The 16,999-nt window shown below is 64.9% G+C and carries 19 protein-coding genes and 1 tRNA gene; 11 read left to right on the top strand and 9 right to left on the bottom strand.

All coding sequences use genetic code 11. The features are described from left to right. Positions 1 to 97: 97 nt before the first annotated feature. Together FA87_RS12195 and FA87_RS12190 are read left to right on the top strand one after the other, a co-directional pair. Positions 98 to 1,120 (top strand): isocitrate dehydrogenase, encoded by a 1,023-nt coding sequence (locus FA87_RS12195; RefSeq protein WP_036111939.1) that lies wholly within the window; start codon positions 98 to 100, stop codon positions 1,118 to 1,120. A gap of 861 nt (positions 1,121 to 1,981) precedes the next feature. Beyond that, complete coding sequence (locus FA87_RS12190; protein ID WP_156128550.1) at positions 1,982 to 2,242, top strand: hypothetical protein; 261 nt, start codon at positions 1,982 to 1,984, stop codon at positions 2,240 to 2,242. A 291-nt stretch (positions 2,243 to 2,533) separates the two neighbouring features. On the opposite strand, the gene FA87_RS12185 is transcribed toward FA87_RS12190, so the two are convergent. The 6 genes from FA87_RS12185 to FA87_RS12160 form a co-directional block, all read right to left on the bottom strand. Next, positions 2,534 to 2,992, bottom strand: coding sequence for a hypothetical protein (locus FA87_RS12185; RefSeq protein ID WP_036129116.1), 459 nt, complete (start codon positions 2,990 to 2,992; stop codon positions 2,534 to 2,536). A gap of 72 nt (positions 2,993 to 3,064) precedes the next feature. Continuing rightward, the gene (locus FA87_RS12180) at positions 3,065 to 3,988 is read right to left on the bottom strand and encodes an aspartyl/asparaginyl beta-hydroxylase domain-containing protein (protein WP_275041283.1); all 924 of its coding nucleotides are present in this window, start codon (positions 3,986 to 3,988) and stop codon (positions 3,065 to 3,067) included. Between the two features lie 100 nt (positions 3,989 to 4,088). Next, a complete protein-coding gene (gene thiD / locus FA87_RS12175; RefSeq protein WP_043698066.1) occupies positions 4,089 to 4,883 on the bottom strand; it encodes a bifunctional hydroxymethylpyrimidine kinase/phosphomethylpyrimidine kinase in 795 nt (264 codons plus the stop codon). A 247-nt stretch (positions 4,884 to 5,130) separates the two neighbouring features. Next, the gene (locus tag FA87_RS12170) at positions 5,131 to 6,519 is read right to left on the bottom strand and encodes a PhoH family protein (RefSeq protein WP_043694819.1); all 1,389 of its coding nucleotides are present in this window, start codon (positions 6,517 to 6,519) and stop codon (positions 5,131 to 5,133) included. An 82-nt stretch (positions 6,520 to 6,601) separates the two neighbouring features. Continuing rightward, complete coding sequence (locus FA87_RS12165; protein WP_036111952.1) at positions 6,602 to 7,063, bottom strand: peroxiredoxin; 462 nt, start codon at positions 7,061 to 7,063, stop codon at positions 6,602 to 6,604. A 22-nt stretch (positions 7,064 to 7,085) separates the two neighbouring features. Further along, positions 7,086 to 7,646 (bottom strand): ACT domain-containing protein, encoded by a 561-nt coding sequence (locus FA87_RS12160; protein WP_036111955.1) that lies wholly within the window; start codon positions 7,644 to 7,646, stop codon positions 7,086 to 7,088. A 180-nt stretch (positions 7,647 to 7,826) separates the two neighbouring features. On the opposite strand from FA87_RS12160, the gene dapA reads away from it, so the two are divergent. The 3 genes from dapA to FA87_RS12145 all read left to right on the top strand — a co-directional run bounded on the left by dapA (position 7,827) and on the right by FA87_RS12145 (position 10,505). Continuing rightward, on the top strand, positions 7,827 to 8,720 hold the full coding sequence (gene dapA / locus FA87_RS12155; protein WP_043694816.1) for a 4-hydroxy-tetrahydrodipicolinate synthase: 894 nt from the start codon (positions 7,827 to 7,829) through the stop codon (positions 8,718 to 8,720). A gap of 29 nt (positions 8,721 to 8,749) precedes the next feature. Next, a complete protein-coding gene (locus FA87_RS12150; protein ID WP_043694813.1) occupies positions 8,750 to 9,334 on the top strand; it encodes a hypothetical protein in 585 nt (194 codons plus the stop codon). A 208-nt stretch (positions 9,335 to 9,542) separates the two neighbouring features. Then, complete coding sequence (locus tag FA87_RS12145; protein ID WP_156128549.1) at positions 9,543 to 10,505, top strand: hypothetical protein; 963 nt, start codon at positions 9,543 to 9,545, stop codon at positions 10,503 to 10,505. A gap of 121 nt (positions 10,506 to 10,626) precedes the next feature. Here the strand turns inward: FA87_RS12145 and FA87_RS21000 are convergent, their stop codons facing one another. Then, positions 10,627 to 10,911 carry a hypothetical protein gene (locus tag FA87_RS21000; protein ID WP_036111962.1) on the bottom strand — a complete coding sequence of 95 codons (285 nt, stop codon included), beginning with the start codon at positions 10,909 to 10,911 and terminating at the stop codon, positions 10,627 to 10,629. 38 nt (positions 10,912 to 10,949) lie between these two features. Here FA87_RS21000 and FA87_RS20995 point away from each other — a divergent pair, with 38 nt between their 5' ends. The 3 genes from FA87_RS20995 (at position 10,950) to FA87_RS12125 (ending at position 13,284) form a co-directional block, all read left to right on the top strand. Beyond that, positions 10,950 to 11,228: a hypothetical protein gene (locus FA87_RS20995; RefSeq protein ID WP_197062409.1), complete on the top strand. Its 279-nt coding sequence runs from the start codon at positions 10,950 to 10,952 to the stop codon at positions 11,226 to 11,228. 100 nt (positions 11,229 to 11,328) lie between these two features. Continuing rightward, positions 11,329 to 12,252, top strand: coding sequence for a hypothetical protein (locus tag FA87_RS12130; RefSeq protein WP_156128547.1), 924 nt, complete (start codon positions 11,329 to 11,331; stop codon positions 12,250 to 12,252). 30 nt (positions 12,253 to 12,282) lie between these two features. Then, the gene (locus FA87_RS12125) at positions 12,283 to 13,284 is read left to right on the top strand and encodes a hypothetical protein (RefSeq protein WP_052191332.1); all 1,002 of its coding nucleotides are present in this window, start codon (positions 12,283 to 12,285) and stop codon (positions 13,282 to 13,284) included. A gap of 357 nt (positions 13,285 to 13,641) precedes the next feature. Here the strand turns inward: FA87_RS12125 and fdxA are convergent, their stop codons facing one another. After that, complete coding sequence (gene fdxA / locus FA87_RS12120; RefSeq protein ID WP_036111970.1) at positions 13,642 to 13,965, bottom strand: ferredoxin FdxA; 324 nt, start codon at positions 13,963 to 13,965, stop codon at positions 13,642 to 13,644. A 29-nt stretch (positions 13,966 to 13,994) separates the two neighbouring features. Beyond that, positions 13,995 to 14,070 (bottom strand) — tRNA-Glu (locus FA87_RS12115). 183 nt (positions 14,071 to 14,253) lie between these two features. Here FA87_RS12115 and pcnB point away from each other — a divergent pair. The 3 genes from pcnB (at position 14,254) to panB (ending at position 16,997) form a co-directional block, all read left to right on the top strand. Then, complete coding sequence (gene pcnB, locus FA87_RS12110; RefSeq protein ID WP_043694809.1) at positions 14,254 to 15,618, top strand: polynucleotide adenylyltransferase PcnB; 1,365 nt, start codon at positions 14,254 to 14,256, stop codon at positions 15,616 to 15,618. Further along, on the top strand, positions 15,615 to 16,100 hold the full coding sequence (folK, locus tag FA87_RS12105) for a 2-amino-4-hydroxy-6-hydroxymethyldihydropteridine diphosphokinase (protein ID WP_239709081.1): 486 nt from the start codon (positions 15,615 to 15,617) through the stop codon (positions 16,098 to 16,100). The genes pcnB and folK overlap by 4 nt, the downstream gene beginning before the upstream one ends. A gap of 69 nt (positions 16,101 to 16,169) precedes the next feature. Next, the gene (gene panB, locus FA87_RS12100) at positions 16,170 to 16,997 is read left to right on the top strand and encodes a 3-methyl-2-oxobutanoate hydroxymethyltransferase (protein WP_043694806.1); all 828 of its coding nucleotides are present in this window, start codon (positions 16,170 to 16,172) and stop codon (positions 16,995 to 16,997) included. Positions 16,998 to 16,999: the final 2 nt, after the last annotated feature.

The raw sequence follows: 16,999 nt of genomic DNA, 5'->3' as shown, positions 1-16,999 counted from the left end.
GAAGGAAGAGGGCGAGATCGCCGATAATTGGGCGATTTTTCTCCCCACACGCGCCCTCGTGCGTGTGTCATGCGACGCATCCTTCAGGAGTAACCCCATGAGCAAGACGATTGCCGTGATCCCCGGCGACGGCATCGGCCCCGAGATCATGGACGCGACCATCCGCGTCCTCGATGCTCTCGACTGCGGTCTGTCCTACGACTACGTGGACGCGGGCGTGGTCGCGCTCGAGAAGCACGGCGATCTGCTCCCGCAGGCCACGCTGGATGCGATCGAGAAGCACAAGGTCGCTCTGAAGGGTCCGCTGACCACCCCGATCGGCGGTGGCTTCACCTCGATCAACGTCACCCTGCGTCGCAAGTTCGACCTGTACGCCAACGTGCGTCCGGCGATCAGCTTCCCGGGCACCAAGGCGCGCTTCGAGAACATCGACATCATCACGGTGCGTGAAAACACCATGGGTGCGTACATGGCCGAAGGCCAGACGCGCGAAGGCACCGGCGAGAACGAGGTCGCTGTCTCGGTCATCCGCAACACGCGTCCGGGCATGGAGCGGATCTGCCGCTACGGCTTCGAGATGGCGAAGCAGAAGGGCCGCAAGAAGGTCACGGCCGTGCACAAGGCCAACATCATGAAGACTTCGTCGGGCCTGTTCCTCGACGTGGCGCGTGAAGTCGCGAAGGATTACCCGGAGCTCGAATTCCAGGAAATGATCGTCGACAACGCCTGCATGCAGCTGGTGATGAACCCGTACCAGTTCGATGTGATCGTCACCACCAATCTCTTCGGTGACATCCTGTCCGACCTGTGCGCAGGCCTCGTCGGCGGCCTGGGCCTCGCCCCGGGTGCGAACATCGGCAAGGACGCGGCGATCTTCGAAGCCGTCCACGGTTCGGCGCCGGATATCGCGGGTCAGAAGAAGGCCAACCCGTGTGCGCTGCTGCTCGCGGCGGCCGACATGCTCGATCACCTCGACATGGTCGCCAAGGCGACGCGTCTGCGCGCCGCCATCAGCGACGTGATGAACGCGCGTGATCGTACGACGCCGGATGTCGGTGGTACGGGCACGACGGATACGTTTGGCGATGCGATCGTCGAGCGGATTCGCGCTACGGCTTAAGCGTTACGGTTCGATCTGATTGTCGCTTTTAGAAAGACCTCGCGAGTGATCGTGGGGTCTTTTTCTTTGTGGTGGCGTTGGAGGGCTCGGCTGCGCCATCGCTTTTGTTCTTGGGCGTCGTAGCGAGGGAGCCGTCGGCTGCCATGCCTGTCGCTAAGTCCTCCTACGGCCTTCGCCTTCGTGCGGAAGCGCTCCATGCACGGCAGCCGACGGCTCCCTTCGGACGGTGCGGTTCGTTGTGTGGAGAGCGGAGAGCAGAGCGGGAGCGGCGTCTGGGTAAGCTTGCGGTGACGCGCGAATGGGTCGCGAATTGACGCAGATTCTCATGACACGACGTCACGTTTTTTGCTAGCTTGTGTTCGTTGCCTGCGGGATCGCATTCCACGCATCGCAGGCAACCATCGCTCAAAGCGGTGAGAAGCGCGGACCAGGGGTGTTGACGCACCACAAGGTCCGCTGACCCTAATCAACGACGAAGGTTGACCATGGCTATGCCAAATACTAAGGCATTCTCACGCGTGTCGCTTCCCGGCGACACTCCACTCAACGGTTACCGGGCCGTCTGCCGATCTCGCAGACACGGTTGAAGAACCGCGGCGCTGGCCGTTGTCAGTTGAGTTTTTTCTTGCCGTAGCTATCCGGCGCGTTGCCGTGTGGCCGCAAGACAGCGACTGGCGTTGCGAACCACTTCTTGAACACACCGCCCGGCGTCCGGTCACGGACAGGCCGATGAGGCTCATCGTGCGAGCGATGGTGGCACGCCTTTGCGTTTTGGCGTGCCACAACTCGGGGCGGAGTGAATCGCCCGCAGGGCTGGCCCCTACGAGAGCGGGGCTACGTGCGGCACGCATGGAGATGACTATGGAAAAGTTTGGAACGGTTGGCGACGGGAGTTTTTGTATCGACCCCGAAGCGAGCGTCAATGTGTTGTTGAATGACGCTACCGAGTTGTTGCAATACGCGCGGAGCATCACCGATTTGCTCGTGGAGTCGCTGCAGGAAGACGAAATTCCCGAGCGTCAGCGCACGTTACTTGCGCTGGGAGGTGTCGGTGCATTGATTACGATGGGTGTGCAGTGCGCGGCGCGGGCGCATGCGAAGATGGAGTGGGACAAGGTTTGATGTTGGAACCGCCGGCGTCGGTGGATGCAGTGCTTCGTTCGCCTTGTTGAGCGCTGAGGGGTCGCGAGCAGGCTCGCTCCTACATGAGCCAGGTGGCGTCAGCGTTCCGGAGGGGCGTCGGCGTCTGGCGTTCCTGGAGCGATTCCGCACGGAGGCGAAGGCCGGAGGAGGACTTAGCGACAGGAATGGCAGGCGGCGGCGCCCTTGCCCCGAGGCGAGGCTTCAAGACAAATGCGATGGCGAAGCCGAGCCCGGACGCGGCGCTTTGACCTGAGCAGCGAACGCCGTCGATTAGTCGCGTGAGCCGCTCCGGCAAACCGAAGCCTGCGCCGGATAATGATCGACACACCACGCCACCCACTTGCGTGTGTTCTTCTCACGCTGACTCGGCAACAGATGCCCGTTCTGCGGACCGAACGCACGTCCCGTCACCACCTTCAGCACGAACTCGAGCCCGTCATGGACGTACCAGGGCTGCCCTTGCCGATCGCGTGAGCCCTGACGGCGCACCCAGATCGACTGCTCGGGAAGGCGACGACCGTCGCCCAGGTGACTGACGATATACGGCACGCCCGCGCTGCCGAGATTCATCAGCGCATCGAACGCACGACGTTCGCTGTCCGAATCCCTTGCCGTGTCGTCCACGAGCCTGGAGACCAGAGGCGCCAGGTCGGGCGCGGGCGGTGGCGCGGCAGAGGCCGCCGCGGCGATGGGCATCAATAACGCAAGGCAGAACGCTCGCTGGCTCATAACCTGTACTCCGTTCAGGCTCACCCCGCCCGGAGTATCGCGCCACGCGCGCGGCGCGATGTTAAGACCCGATCAGCGGTAGAACGGGTAGGGCGCCAGGAAGATCAGCCAGATCATCAGCACGATGCCGATGTACTTGATCAGGCGGAACAGCTTCGGGTTCGCCTTCTTGAATTTGCGCGTGCGCTCGCGGCCACGCTTGTTCAGGGCGAACATGCGATTGACGAAGCCGACCTGCTCGTTGCCGTCGTCGCTGTTGGGCGAGGCGGTGATCGAACCCATGAAAGCGCCGACGCGCTTGTTGATGCCCGTCATCAGGCGGCTCTTCAGCGGACGCTCGACGTCGGCGAAGAGGATCACGCGGGTCTGGTCCGTGCGGTTCTCGGCCCAGTGCACGTAAGTCTCGTCGAAGACGACGTCCTTGCCGTCGCGCCAGGCGTGCATTTCACCGTCGACGAAGATGCGGCAGTCGTCGGAGTTGGGCGTGATCAGGCCGAGGTGGTAGCGCAGCGAACCCGCGAACGGGTCGCGGTGCGCATTGAGCTTGCTGCCCGGCGGGAGCAGGGCGAACATCGCGGCCTTGACGCTCGGGATCGAGTTGAGCAGCTTGACCGTCTCGGGGCAGAGCGCCTCGGCCGAGGACAGCGGCTCGCCGTACCACTTGAGGTAGAAACGCTTCCAGCCCTGCTTGAAGAACGAGTTGAACGAAGCGTCGTTGTGCTTCTCCGCCGAGCGGATGAAGCCCTCGTCGAACAGATGCATCGCCTCCGCGCGGATCGCCTGCCAGTTGTTCTGCAGCAGGTCGAGCTGCGGAAAGCCGCGACGATCGAGGATCGGCCGCGCCGGCACGGCCGAGAAGGCGTACATCAGCAGGTTGTACGGCGCGAAGATCGCCGAGTGATCCACCAGCTGGCGATCGAAGCGCAGGCGCGAACGGCCGCGCAGATGCACCAGCAGCACGCACAGCGTGAACAGGATCAGGAGGTACAGGACGATGAAGCGTGGCCCGAGGAAATTCATGCGCGTGGACTCGACAAGGACGAGCGATACATGCGGCCGGAGCGGCCCGTATCAACGCGCATAGGATACTCCGCCCTCAGTGCCCCAGCACGTGGACAGTGCCCCGGCCCGGTCGCCAGGACCGCTGGAAGGCCTTGTTTACCCATGCAATTGCCTCGCGGACAGCCGATTGCGGCGATTTGCCCCGAGCCAGCCCCGCCGCCACCGCCGAAGCCAGCGTGCAGCCGCTCCCATGCCCCTCGAAGGGGAGGCGCGGATTCCGGACCTCGATAACCCCACTGGCGTCGTAATAGCGATCGACGACTTCGCGGCCCTTGCCGTGGCCGCCTTTGAGCAGCACCCCAGCAGCTCCCAGGGCCAACAAGTCGGCCCCCACCGCGTCCATATCGCGCCCCAGCGGCCGACCCAGCAGGGCCTCGGCCTCAGGAAGATTCGGCGTCAGCACGTCGGCAAGAGGAATCAGCCGCGTCACCAGCGCCTCAAGCGCATCCTCATCCAGCAGTCGTGCCCCGCTGGTGGCAATCATCACCGGATCCACCACCAGCCACGCCGGCTGACGCCGCCGCATCTCCTTTGCCACCAGCCGTGTCACGGCCGCACTACCCAGCATCCCGGTCTTCACCGCCGCGATGTCAAAGTCGTCGAACACCGCATCGATCTGGCTACGCACATGCGCCAACGGCAACGTGTGCACCGCCGTCACCCCACGCGTGTTCTGCGACGTCACCGCGGTAATCGCCGTCAGGCCGTGCGTACCCCGCGCGTGGAATGTCTTCAGGTCAGCCTGAATGCCAGCGCCACCCCCGGAGTCGGAGCCAGCAATGGTGAGAGTGTTAGGACGCATCGTCATAACCGAAGGATAGCGGCGCATCCAGGCTTGCGGGTATCGCTCGGCCCACAACCCGACGTCACGTTCGTGGGGAGCCGCCGGTTGCCATTATTGGAGCGCTTCCGCACGTAGGCGACGGCCGAAGGAGGACTTAGCGACAAGAATGGCAACCGGCGGCTCCCCTGCCGAAACGCGGCAAGAGCCCGCGATGGCGAAGCCGAGCCCACCACCAGGCCCAAACGAAAAAAGGCGCGGTACAAGCCCGCGCCTTTTCTTCATAGCAGCGCGCTTAAAGCGCTTCAGAAGCGAAGTCAGCCAACCTCGACCTCTCACCGCGTTTCAGCGTGATGTGCCCCGAATGAGCCCACATCTTGAACCGGTCAACGGCATAAGTAAGTCCCGACGTCGTCTCCGTCAGATACGGCGTATCGATCTGCTCGACGTTACCCAGGCAGACGATCTTCGTCCCCGGCCCCGCACGCGTAATCAACGTCTTCATCTGCTTCGGCGTCAGATTCTGCGCCTCGTCGATGATCAGATAGCGGCTGAGAAACGTACGACCGCGCATGAAGTTCAGCGAGCGGATCTTCACGCGCGACGCGAGCAGATCGTTAGTGGCCTGACGTCCCCACGACCCACCCTCCTCAGGATTGGCCAGCACCTCGAGGTTATCGGTCAGTGCACCCATCCACGGGGTCATCTTCTCCTCCTCCGTACCGGGAAGGAAGCCGATGTCCTCGCCGACGGAAACCGTCGCGCGGGTCATGATGATCTCGCGGTAGCGCTGCTGGTCCATGACCTGGGCCAGGCCGGCGGCAAGCGCGAGGAGCGTCTTACCCGTACCGGCGGTGCCGAGCAGGGTGACGAAGTCGACGTCCGGATCCATCAGCAGGTTGAGCGCGAAGTTCTGCTCACGGTTGCGGGCCGCGATGCCCCAGACGCCATGCGCGGCATGCGTGTGGTCGTCCAGCAGTACGAGCTTTGCCTTGCGATCGTCCTCGTCGCCGGTGATTTCCAGGACGCGCAGTTCGACGTCGTTCTCACCCGGCATGTAGAGGCATTCGTTGGCGTACCACGCCTCGTCCTCGTGCATGCTCACTTCGTAGAACGTGCGACCGCGCTCGTTCCACGAACGAAGCTCCGGGTGCCGGCTCCAGAAGTCTTCCGGCAGTGCGTCGGAGCCCGTGAAGAGCAGGGCGAAATCGTCCAGCGCACGGTCGTTCTCGTAGTCTTCCGCGTCGATCCCGTAGATCGACGCCTTGATCCGGAGGTTGATGTCCTTGCTGACGAGAATGACCGGGCGATCGGGGTACTGATCGCGCAGGTCGAGCACCGCGGCGAGGATCTGGTTGTCGGCCTTGCCGTTCCCGTGCCCGGCGCGCTGCTGGAAGAACAGCCGGCCGACCGCGGTGCGCTTGAGCTTGACGCCCTGAGGATTGGAAAGCTCGATGCCTCCGCGGATGCCTTCGCCGCCGCCGCGTTCGATGAGCTCGTTGATGAATCGACTGACCTGCCGTCCGTTACGCGAGACTTCCGAACCGCCTTTCTTTTTCTCGTCCAGTTCCTCCAGCACCGTCATCGGTATGAAGACATCGTGTTCCTCGAAGCGGAACAGCGAGGTTGGATCGTGCAGCAGCACGTTGGTGTCGAGGGCGTAGATGCGCTTGCTTCCGGTCATACGGAAGTCACCTCATGTGGAGGTTGCGAAGACCGGCCGCACGGCGACGGCCGGGGATGGGAGCCGCGTGACGCGGAATCCGTCACGCGGTGGGAACACGCTCTAGCACGGCCTGCGCATGACCCGGGATTTTCACCCCGCGCCACTCGGCCGCGATCTTGCCGTTGGGATCGATCAGGAAGGTGCTGCGGACCACGCCGAGATAGCGCTTACCGTAAAGCACCTTTTCGTGGATGACGTCGAACGCGTTGCACCAGGTTTCGTCGGCGTCGGAAACGAGGGGGTAGGGCAGTTCCTGCCTGGCCGCGAAGTTCGCGTGCGAGCGCACCGAGTCGCGGGATACGCCGATCACTTCGGCGCCGCGTGCCTGGAATTCGCTGTAAAGGTCGCGGAAGTCTTTCGCTTCGTTGGTGCAGCCGGGCGTGCTGTCCTTCGGGTAGAAGAACACCACGACCCACTTGCCTTTCAACGAGGCCAGCGAGAGCGACGAGCCGTCGCCGAGGGTGCCTTCGAGTCTGGGAAGTTTCGTGGTCTTGCCAGTCATGCGTGGGTCTTCAATCCTTCGGTCAGAACTTCACGGGATCCATGATGGCGTCGAGATTGAGGCCATCGCACAACTCGAGGAAGTCGTCGCGCAGGGCGGCGATGTGGGTTTCGGACGGAATGCCGATGGTGATCTGGGCCTGGAACATCTCGGCGCCGGTCTGCATCGCCTGGTAGCGCATGGAGGACAGCTGCTCGACGCTGATGTCGCGCCTGGAGAAGAACTCGATGATCTTGACCAGGATGCCCGGACGATCGGCGGCGATCACTTCGACCAGGTAGGGCAGCAGGTGCGCCGTCGGTTCGCGCGGCGTGGTGCGGTAATGGACGATCTGCAGTTCTTCGTCGCGGGCCAGCTTGCCCAGCGAGGTCTCCAGCTTGGCCACGGCGTCCCAGGCGCCCGAAGCCAGCAGCATGACGGAGGTGTCGTTGCCGATCGTGGAGACGCGGGCGTCGGCGAGATTGCAGCCGGAATCCGCGATGCGCTTGGCCAGCGCGAGGATCGGGGCGCGGTGCGCCGGCGACAGCGTCGAGATGAGGAGCTGGTTATCGGTGGTGGCGCTACGTGCTGCGGAACGATTCAAGGCGGAATTTACCCGTGGCGCGTCCCGCGGGGCGCGGAACCATCGCTTTGGGAGCAGCTTACTTGGCCCTGTCGCACGCTAGCAAGACACGCTGCGTCGTTCAGGCGGGGATTGGCTGAATGGACTCGCCGGAAACGCCCCGGTAACATGCGAAGGGCTGATTACTCAACGGGTTCCACCTTGGACATCTCAGGAAGCATCACCGCGCTGGCGACGCCCTTTGCCGCCGACGGTTCCCTCGACCTCGACGCTTTCGGTCGCCTGCTCGACCAGCAGATCGCGGGCGGCACGCAGGGCGTGGTCGTGGCCGGCTCCACGGGCGAGTCGCATTTCCTCGAGCATGACGAATTCGAGCGCCTGCTCGCCTTCGCGGTGAAACACGTCGACAAACGCATCCCCGTCATCGCCGGCACCGGCGAAGCGGGTACGGCCAGAACCATCGCCACCACGCGCCGCGCGAAGGCGCTGGGCGCGGACGCGGCGCTGGTCGTGGCGCCGTTCTACGTGCGGCCCACCCAGGAAGGCCTCCGTCAGCATTTCCTTGCGGTAGCCGATCAGGGCGGCCTGCCGGTCATCCTTTACAACGTGCCGCCGCGCACCGGCTGCGATATCGCGCCGGCCACCGTGGCGGTGCTGCGCGACCACCCGGGCATCATCGGGATCAAGGAAGCCCGGGGCGATGCGGAACGCATTCGCGCGCTGGCGGAACTTATCCGCCCGGATTTCGTCTACCTCAGCGGCGACGACGGTTCGGCTCACGAGGCCATGCTGGCGGGCGCCGCGGGGACGATCTCGGTCGTGGCGAACCTCGTGCCGGACGCTTTCCGTGCCTTCTGCGACGCCGCCCGTTCGGGCGATGCCACGCGGGCCGCGAAAGAAACCGCGCGTCTGGCACCACTGATCGACGCGCTTAACTGCGCACCGAACCCGATCCCGGTCAAGGCGGGGCTGAGCGCGCTGGGGCTCGGTTCCGCCGCGCCGCGGCTCCCGCTGGTCGAGCTGGAATCCGGCCCCGAACTGGCGAAGCTGCGCGAAACGCTCTCCGCTCTGGCACCATTGGCGTCTGCCGCCTGAAGCATCTCATTTCAACGGAACCCCGATTCATGAAGAAAACCTCGTACGCGCTGGTCGTCCCGGCACTGCTCCTGTCCGCCCTGCTGGTATCGGGCTGTGGCGCGTTCCGCTCCACCAAGGAGTGGCAGAAGGCCCAGCAGGAAGCCCCGCTCGAGATCCCGCCGGGTCTCGATACGCCGTCGACGAGCGCTGCGCTGGTTGTGCCGGACGTCGGTTCGGGCGCTGCGGATGCCAAGGCGGCCGCGATCGCCGCACCGGTCTCCGACGGCTTCATCCTCTCGGATGATCCGGAAGCCGCCTACCGCCGCATCGGCGAGCTGCTGAGCGTGGGTGACCTGGGCAAGGTCGTGTCGCATGACGATGCGAACCACACCTATCAGATCGCCGCGACCACCAGCGCCCCGGAGAACCGCCCGGGTCTGTTCAAGCGCATGTTCGGTGGCGGCAAGAAGGACGACGCGCAGGACGCTCCGGCGTCGGCGCAGGGTGGTAGCCACACGGTCGTGCTGGCGGTGACCGCCAGCGGCACCGGCAGCGAAGTCCGCGCGCAGGGCGACGCCGGTGGCGTTCGCCGCGTGGTCGACTCGCTGAAATCGCGGATGGGCAGCAAATAACCTCGCTCATCAGCGTATTCCGCAAAACGCCGCCTTCGGGCGGCGTTTTGCGTTGGGGCGGCACCTGTTATCCGTCGACGTGCCGAAAATGGCCTCACCGCGCCTACAGCGAAAGGCGGATGGCCCCGGATCGACACCCGCATTAGCGTATCGGGTGAGGGCGAGGCAGCCCGCCACGATGGCGATCGATCCAGGGAAGGACGGGGACATGAAGCACGGGAAAACGTTGCTGCGTACAGTTTTGGTGACGAGTTGGCTGGTCCTGCTCCTCGCGTGTGCACCGGCCGTGCGGCAGCCTCCGCCGCCGGAGGCGTCCCGGACCCGTGCGGGCATGGTGGTCCAGGGAGCGCATGACAGCGACGGGCAGGCCGTCGCGCGCCATCTGCAAGACCGCTACGACGACACGGCGGCGGACTGCCGCAAAAACGCGAGCGATCCCAATCCGCTTCCAGCGGTGCTCTGCTCGGGCATTCTGCTGCGCACCACCGTGCGCGGGAACTACGATGTCTGGAATCCCAACCTCGGGTCGCCTCTGAAGTACGGGGTATCGTTCTCCTGGCTACGCAGGGACTCCGCGTTCGGCGGCCTGGTTTTCAACTACGACAACGGCTTCATCATCCTGCCGCACTTCTTCGCGGATTCGCCGTCGGATGGTTATACCCAGCTCGCCGTGTTGTGCATCTTTCCTTTTGACGCGGATACGCTGAATCGGATAGGGGATAAAAACGACGGCTGCGGTCAGCATGGGACGACGGCGGGTACGGGTCCCTGCCAGGCGCAGAAGATTGAAACAGCGGCCCAATGGCTGGCTAAGTTTGGCGCGGCGCCAAACCGCTATCGCGATCAATGCGGCTTCACGCTGACGGCCGGGACGCCTGGCGCTTCTCTCTCGTTTCAGGCGCAGGCGAGCATTCGGACACAGCTGACGCAGTTCTTCGGGATACATAACGAAGTCATGGTGGAGAGGTGGGCGCAAAACGATGCACACATCCCTCTAGAGGCCTTCTTTTACGACGACCGGGGCGCAGGGCTGGCCAGTGCGCGACTGAATCAATGGGACTTCCAGGCCGCCACTCGTCGGTGGGTGCCGATCATCAAGGTAACGATGCCGACGGCCGTCAATGGGCCGGCTGCATTCACGTACGTGGTTGCCGATCAGCAGATTCCCTGAGCCTTGGGGGTGTAGTCAAAACGAGGCGGAGCGAGTCGGCCGCCATGGATAACGGATCGTCGGGAAGGAGACCGTCATGACCCAAGGAAGCGATGCGACCGAGCGGTTGCGGGTAGCGCTGTTAGGCCTGCTCGATGAGCTGGATGCGCGAACGGATGTGGGTGGCGCGCAGGTCAGTGCTGCCGGACCGGTAAACGACGAAGTGGGGGAGGACGCCGATGCGGAATCGCATCCGGAGGTCAGTGCCGCCCGTTGGGGGCAGTATCTTCTGAAAAGGCAGCACGATCTGCTCGCCACGTCGCGGGACCGGAACGTGGTCGATGAGGCTCGCGGCCCGCTTGCGCGGCGGCATGCCTTGTTGGCATCGGAATACCTCCAGACGATCCTGGAGGGGCAGATCGAGCATTTTTCCGGTGGCATCTCGACCAATCAGGTCTGGATCCCGTGTCCGTGTTTTGGGACGGTGCCGCCACCGCCACCGCCACCGCCTCCGCCTCCGCCACCGCCACCGCCACCGCCACCGCCACCGCCACCGCCATCGCCACCGCCACCGCCACCGCCACCGCCTCCTCCTGTGCCGGTGCCGCCGCCCCCGGGGCCGTATCCTCCGCCTCCGTCACCGCCGCCACCGCCGCCACCGCCGCCGGGAGGTGGGAGCGCCTGCAGGACGTGTGGGAGCACGGTAAATCCTCAGGGTGCGCGTTACTGCATGGACTGCGGTAACGCGTTATGAGGTAGCGCGGCACCGCACAGCGATCCGCGGTTTTTGCGGTTTGTGCGGTGTCGCCTTTAGCGGTTCCGGGTTGTCAGGGAAGGATTCGTCATGGAGCGGCGTGTTTCGGAAGGGTTGCGTGCCGGTGGGCTGGGGCTGTGTTGCCTCCTGGCCTCCTGTAGTCACACCGTTCGCCATCCTGCGCCGATGGCGCATGACGGCGACGGTCTCAGGGTCGCCCGCGCTATCCAGGCCAGGTACGACGACTCGACGAATGTCCGCTGCAACGGTTCGGCCACCGCTCCCTCGTTTCTCTGCTCCGGCGTCATGCTCCGCAGTACGAGCTACCCGGCCAGCGGTCACGCCTGGGACCCCAAGGGCGCAACGAATCCCAAGCCGGGGGGTATCTCGTTCTCCTGGATGCGACGTGACGCGCAGTTCAACAAAGTGGCACACGGGTACACGCAGGGTTTCGTGCTGATTCCCGTGCTGCTTTATGACGGACGGCCGTTCCGGAACATGGAAGTCCTCTGTGCGTATGCCATCGACGGTGCGTCCGATGAGCGCGCCAGTCGCGGGTGTGGGGCCCACCGCAAGTACCTTTCCGACAGTGGACCGTGCCAGTCGCAAGGCGTCGTGACGGCAGCGGCGTGGCTGCTTCACTACGTCAAGGTGTCGGGCGAATACGAGCAGCGCAACCATCAGTGCGGCTTTGCCGTGATGTCCGCCACACCGAACTCGTCGGCCATCTTTCAGGAAGTTCTCGGCGCCATGCGTGTCATCAAGCAGCAGTCGTTCCGTGAGCAGAACGAACTGGTTGTGGAGGAGTGGTCGTTTGGCGATGACGCCCGGTTGCCGATCGAGGCGTTCTTTTACATCTCGGGGCAGGACGGTCCGCGCGGGGCGATGGCCTACCAGCGTGATTTTCAGGCAGTCGCGGGCCGTTGGGTGCCAGTGATTCGCCTGACGCTGGCGGCGTCGGCGGGAGACCGAGCCACGTTCACGTATCGCCCGCAGGATCAGGCCATTCCCTGATCGGAGCTATTCAGCCAAGGAAGGTGAGTCATGAAGCATGTATGGATTCGACGCTACCACGCGTGGGGTGTGGCTTTCGCGATCGCGATGTTGGCCGCCTGCTCCAGTGTCCCCAGCACTCGTCCGGCCTCCCCTGAGCAGGCGACACTGGTCGCGTCACGTCCGGCGGACGTCTCGCCGCTGGGTGCTCATGACAATCAGGGAGCCGGGCCCGGGACGACGTACTCCGTCGGTGTCCAGGACGCTGACGGACCCTCGGTGGCGGCGGCCCTGCAGGCGCGCTACGCCAGCGCCGTCACGGCGTGTCCTGGCGGCCTGCCGGCCGTGTCATGTTCCGGTGTGCTGATGCGGGCGACGGTGCGCGGTGCCTATCGCGTCTGGAATCCCAATCCGGTAAGCCGCACGCCGCGGGGAGTGCCTTTCTCCTGGCTGCGCCGGGACGCGGCGTTCAGCGGGATGGTCTTCAATTACACCAACGGCTTCATCGTGGTGCCCTATCAGACGGCCCTGGGTTTGCCAGGCCGATACACGGCACTGGAAGTGCAGTGCGTCTATGCCTATGACGCCGATACGTACAACCGCACAACCGGCCTGCGCGACGGATGCTCGCCCCATGACACTGAGACAAGCACCAACACGGCGCCGTGCCAGTCGCAGGACATTTTCAATGCCGACCAGTGGCTCCGCCGGTTTGAATACGCCGCCAATCGCTACACCATGCAATGCGGCTTCCGGGTCAGCGCCGGCACGCCGAACGCGGCTGCCGTTTTCATGGCGCTGCCAGCGATACGAGCGAAGCTGCCGAACGAGATGTGGCTGCATGACGAGCTGATGGTCGCCACGTGGGGTCAGAACGACCCCCGCGTTCCTGTCGAAGCGTTCTTCTTTCTTGCTGGCAGCGCGGCCGGTCTGGCGGAGGCGCGCGCGAATCAGGCCGACTTCCAGGCCGCCACCGGGCATTGGGTGCCGGTCATTCAGTTGACCCTGCCGACCAGTCCGAATGGTCCGGCCTCATTCGTCTACACGCCCTGAGGCGGGCGTGGGATCACTGCGACGGAGGTCTCATCGGGAGACTCCGCGCATCAACGCGGGAGAGCGGATATGAGTGATCGATGGAGCGAGCTGGCGACGAAGCTGGCAGAGGTGGTGAAGCTGATCGAGCTGCTTCAGCAGCCGGTTGCGTCGGAGGGTGGCATTGAGCCTCTTCGTGTCATCCCTCCAGGGCCTGGGGGAGGGACGCCCCCGCCTCCGCCGCCGCCACCGCCAGGTCCGGCACCGACCCCGCCAGGAGGTGGCGGAATCTACTGCAAGGCATGCGGAACGTATAACGTCTTCTGACAGTTCTGGCGGGGCGGGACGGACACGTCCGCCCGTCCCTTGCCAGGAGACTCAGCGCTCGATCAGATCGATCTTGCCCGGCTTACCTTCCCAGTCCTTCGCGTCGGGGAGGCCGTCCTTGCGCTCGGTGATCACCTTCCACTCTTTCGAGAGTTCGGCATTCAGCGCCACGAACGCTTCCTGGCCCGCGGGGACGTCGTCCTCGGGGTAGATGGCGTTGATCGGGCATTCCGGCTCGCAGAGGGTGCAGTCGATGCACTCGTCCGGATTGATCACGAGGAAATTCGGGCCCTCATGGAAGGCATCCACGGGGCAGACTTCGACGCAGTCCGTATACTTGCACTTGATGCAGTTGTCGGTAACGACAAAGGTCATGCGGACTATTTATGCGCCGAAGAGGAAAGTGGTGCTCCCTACGAGGTTCGAACTCGTGTTCCCGCCTTGAGAGGGCAGTGTCCTAGACCACTAGACGAAGGGAGCAGGTCGTACCCGGGGTACGAAGCGCGCTAGTATAGCCAAAATCCGGTGGCCAGCAACGCTTTTTTTGCCCGCTCGTCGGATCGGGTCAGATTCGTTACATTTGACCCATTCATCCCGACACCGGCTGCCGGTGGGGGCAGCCACTTGAACGGACGCGGACGCGCCCGCCAGGACCAAGACCGCTTGAATCCCGAAACCAGGAATGAGGTTCCGCCGACGCTCCGCGTCATCCCGCGCGAACAGCACTCCATTTCCCGCAAGAACATCAGTAAAGCCGCCCTGCGCGTGCTGTACCGGCTGCACGACGCCGGCTTCGCCGCCTACCTGGTCGGGGGCGCGGTACGCGACCTGCTGCTGGGCGGCCATCCCAAGGACTTCGACGTGGCGACGGACGCCACCCCCGACGAAGTCAAGGCGCTGTTCCGCAACTGCCGCCTGATCGGCCGACGCTTCCGTCTGGCCCACGTCGTGTTCGGCCCCGAGATCATCGAGGTAGCGACCTTCCGTGGCACGGGCGAGGAAGGCGGCGAGGGCGACAGGCACATCGCCACCGACGGCCGCATCGTCCGCGACAACATATGGGGCACGATCGAGGAAGACGCCGTGCGCCGCGACTTCAGGGTCAACGCGCTTTATTACGACATCGCCGATTTCAGCGTGCGCGATTTCGTCGGCGGCATGCAGGACCTCGAAGACCGCACCATGCGGCTGATCGGCGACCCCGATCAGCGCTATCGCGAAGACCCGGTGCGCATGCTGCGCGCCGCCCGCCTTGCCGCGAAGCTCGGCTTCACCATCGATGCCGCCGCGTCCGCGCCCTTCGCGACGCTGGGCCATCTGCTGACCGAGGCGGCACCCGCCCGCCTGTTCGACGAGTCGCTCAAGCTTTTCCTGGGCGGTCACGGCCTGAAGAGCTTCAAGATGCTCGAGGCGTGCGGCCTGCTGAAATTCCTCTTTCCCGCCACGGCGCGGGCGCTCGAGCGGGGCGACAACGCCCTGCGTGCGCTCGTCGAGCAGGGGCTCGCCAACACCGATGCACGCATCGCCGAGGGTAAGTCGGTTACGCCGGCCTTCCTGTATGCGGTGCTGCTGTGGGGCGAAGTGCGCGACCAGGCCCAGGGCTGGATCGCCCAGGGCTATGACGTCAACGAAGCATGGCAGCACGCCGCGGTGCGTGTCGTCGGCGAGCAGTGCCAGCGTGTGGCGATCCCGCGTCGTTTCACCTTCACGATGGAAGAGATCTGGTCGCTGCAGCCACGGTTCGAGCAGATCCACCGCAAGCGGGTGTTCCGTCTGATGTCGCACCCGCGCTTCCGGGCCGCGTTCGATTTCCTTCTCCTGCGTGCCCCGGAATCGGATGGCATGCGCGAGCTGGGCGAGTGGTGGGCGCATGCCCAGCAGTTGCCGCCCGAGATGCTCGCCGCCGCCCTCGGTGGCGGTGGCGTGCCGGTGCACGAGCCTTCCACCTCGTCGTCGGCGCCCGCGCGCAAGCGTCGCCGTCGCCGCAAGCCGACGGGTCGCGGTAAGGGCGGTTCGGGCGACGCGTGAGCGTGACCGCGCTGATCGGCCTGGGTGGCAACCTGGGTGACGTGCGTGCGCGGCTCGCGGCCGCGATCGACGCGCTCGGCCGGGTGCCGGGCGTTTCGGTGGGGGCTCGCTCGCGGTTTTACCGTACGCCGCCCTGGGGCAACGTCGACCAGCCGGACTTCGTCAATGCGGCGGTCGCGGTCGATACCGCCATGGGCCCGCATGACCTCCTCGATGTCCTGCTCGCCACCGAGCGCGACTTCGGGCGTGTTCGCGATGGCGAGCGCTGGGGGCCGCGCACGCTCGATCTGGACCTGCTGGCTTACGGCGATCGCACGATCGACGACGAGCGGCTTACCGTGCCACATCCCCGCATCGCTGAACGAGCCTTCGTGCTGTTGCCCCTCGCGGACATCGCTCCCACGCTGACCCTGCCCGGGATCGGACGGGTCGACGCGTTGCTTGGTCACGTCGACGCGGCCGGCTGCGTCTTGCTGGGCTGATGTCATCTCCTTGAGATGCCGCTCGTGTAGGCGGACAATTCCCGTTTCACCCAATCTGGCGAGAAGAGCGTGTACGTCGAAAAAACGAGTGCGCCGGCGCGTAAGCCGGTGACCGTGCCGGGCCTCAAGGCGATGAAAGCCGACGGCCGGAAGATCGTGATGCTCACCGCCTACGATGCGAGTTTCGCCGCGCAGCTGGAGTTCGCCGGGGTCGACATCGCTCTGGTCGGCGATTCGCTGGGCATGGTGGTGCAGGGTCGTTCCAGCACGCTGCCGGTCACGGTCGACGAGATGGTCTATCACACCGCCGCGACCGCGCGCGGGCTGTCGGCGACCCTGCTGGTGGCCGACCTGCCGTTCATGAGCGATCGCGACGTGGCGACCGCCATGGACGCCGCCGCGCGACTGGTGGGGCAGGCGGGTGCCGCCATGGTCAAGATCGAGGGCGCCGGGCGTATCTGCGAGGTCATCGCCGCGCTGGCCGAACGCGACATTCCGGTCTGCAGCCATCTGGGTCTGACGCCGCAGTCGGTCAACAAGTTCGGCGGCTACAAGGTGCAGGGCAAGACGCAGGACGCCGCCGACAAGCTGCTGGCCGACGCGAAGGCGGTGGAAGCCGCCGGTGCCGACCTGCTGGTGCTCGAGTGCGTGCCGTCCGCGCTGGCAAAACGCATCACCGCCGAGCTGTCCATTCCCGTGATCGGGATCGGCGCGGGCGTCGATTGCGACGGTCAGGTACTGGTCGTCTACGACCTGCTCGGCCTCACCCCAGGCAAGCGCCCGAAATTCTCGAAGGACTTCCTCGCCGGCCGTGATTCCATTCAGGGCGCGATCGCCGCCTATGTCGAGGACGTGCGCGAACAGCGCTTCCCCGGCGCCGAACACAGCTTCACCTGAGG

The sequence above is a fragment of the Luteibacter sp. 9133 genome (assembly GCF_000800155.1).
Lineage (GTDB): Bacteria > Pseudomonadota > Gammaproteobacteria > Xanthomonadales > Rhodanobacteraceae > Luteibacter > Luteibacter mycovicinus.
This window is presented reverse-complemented; position numbering and strand designations above follow the sequence as displayed.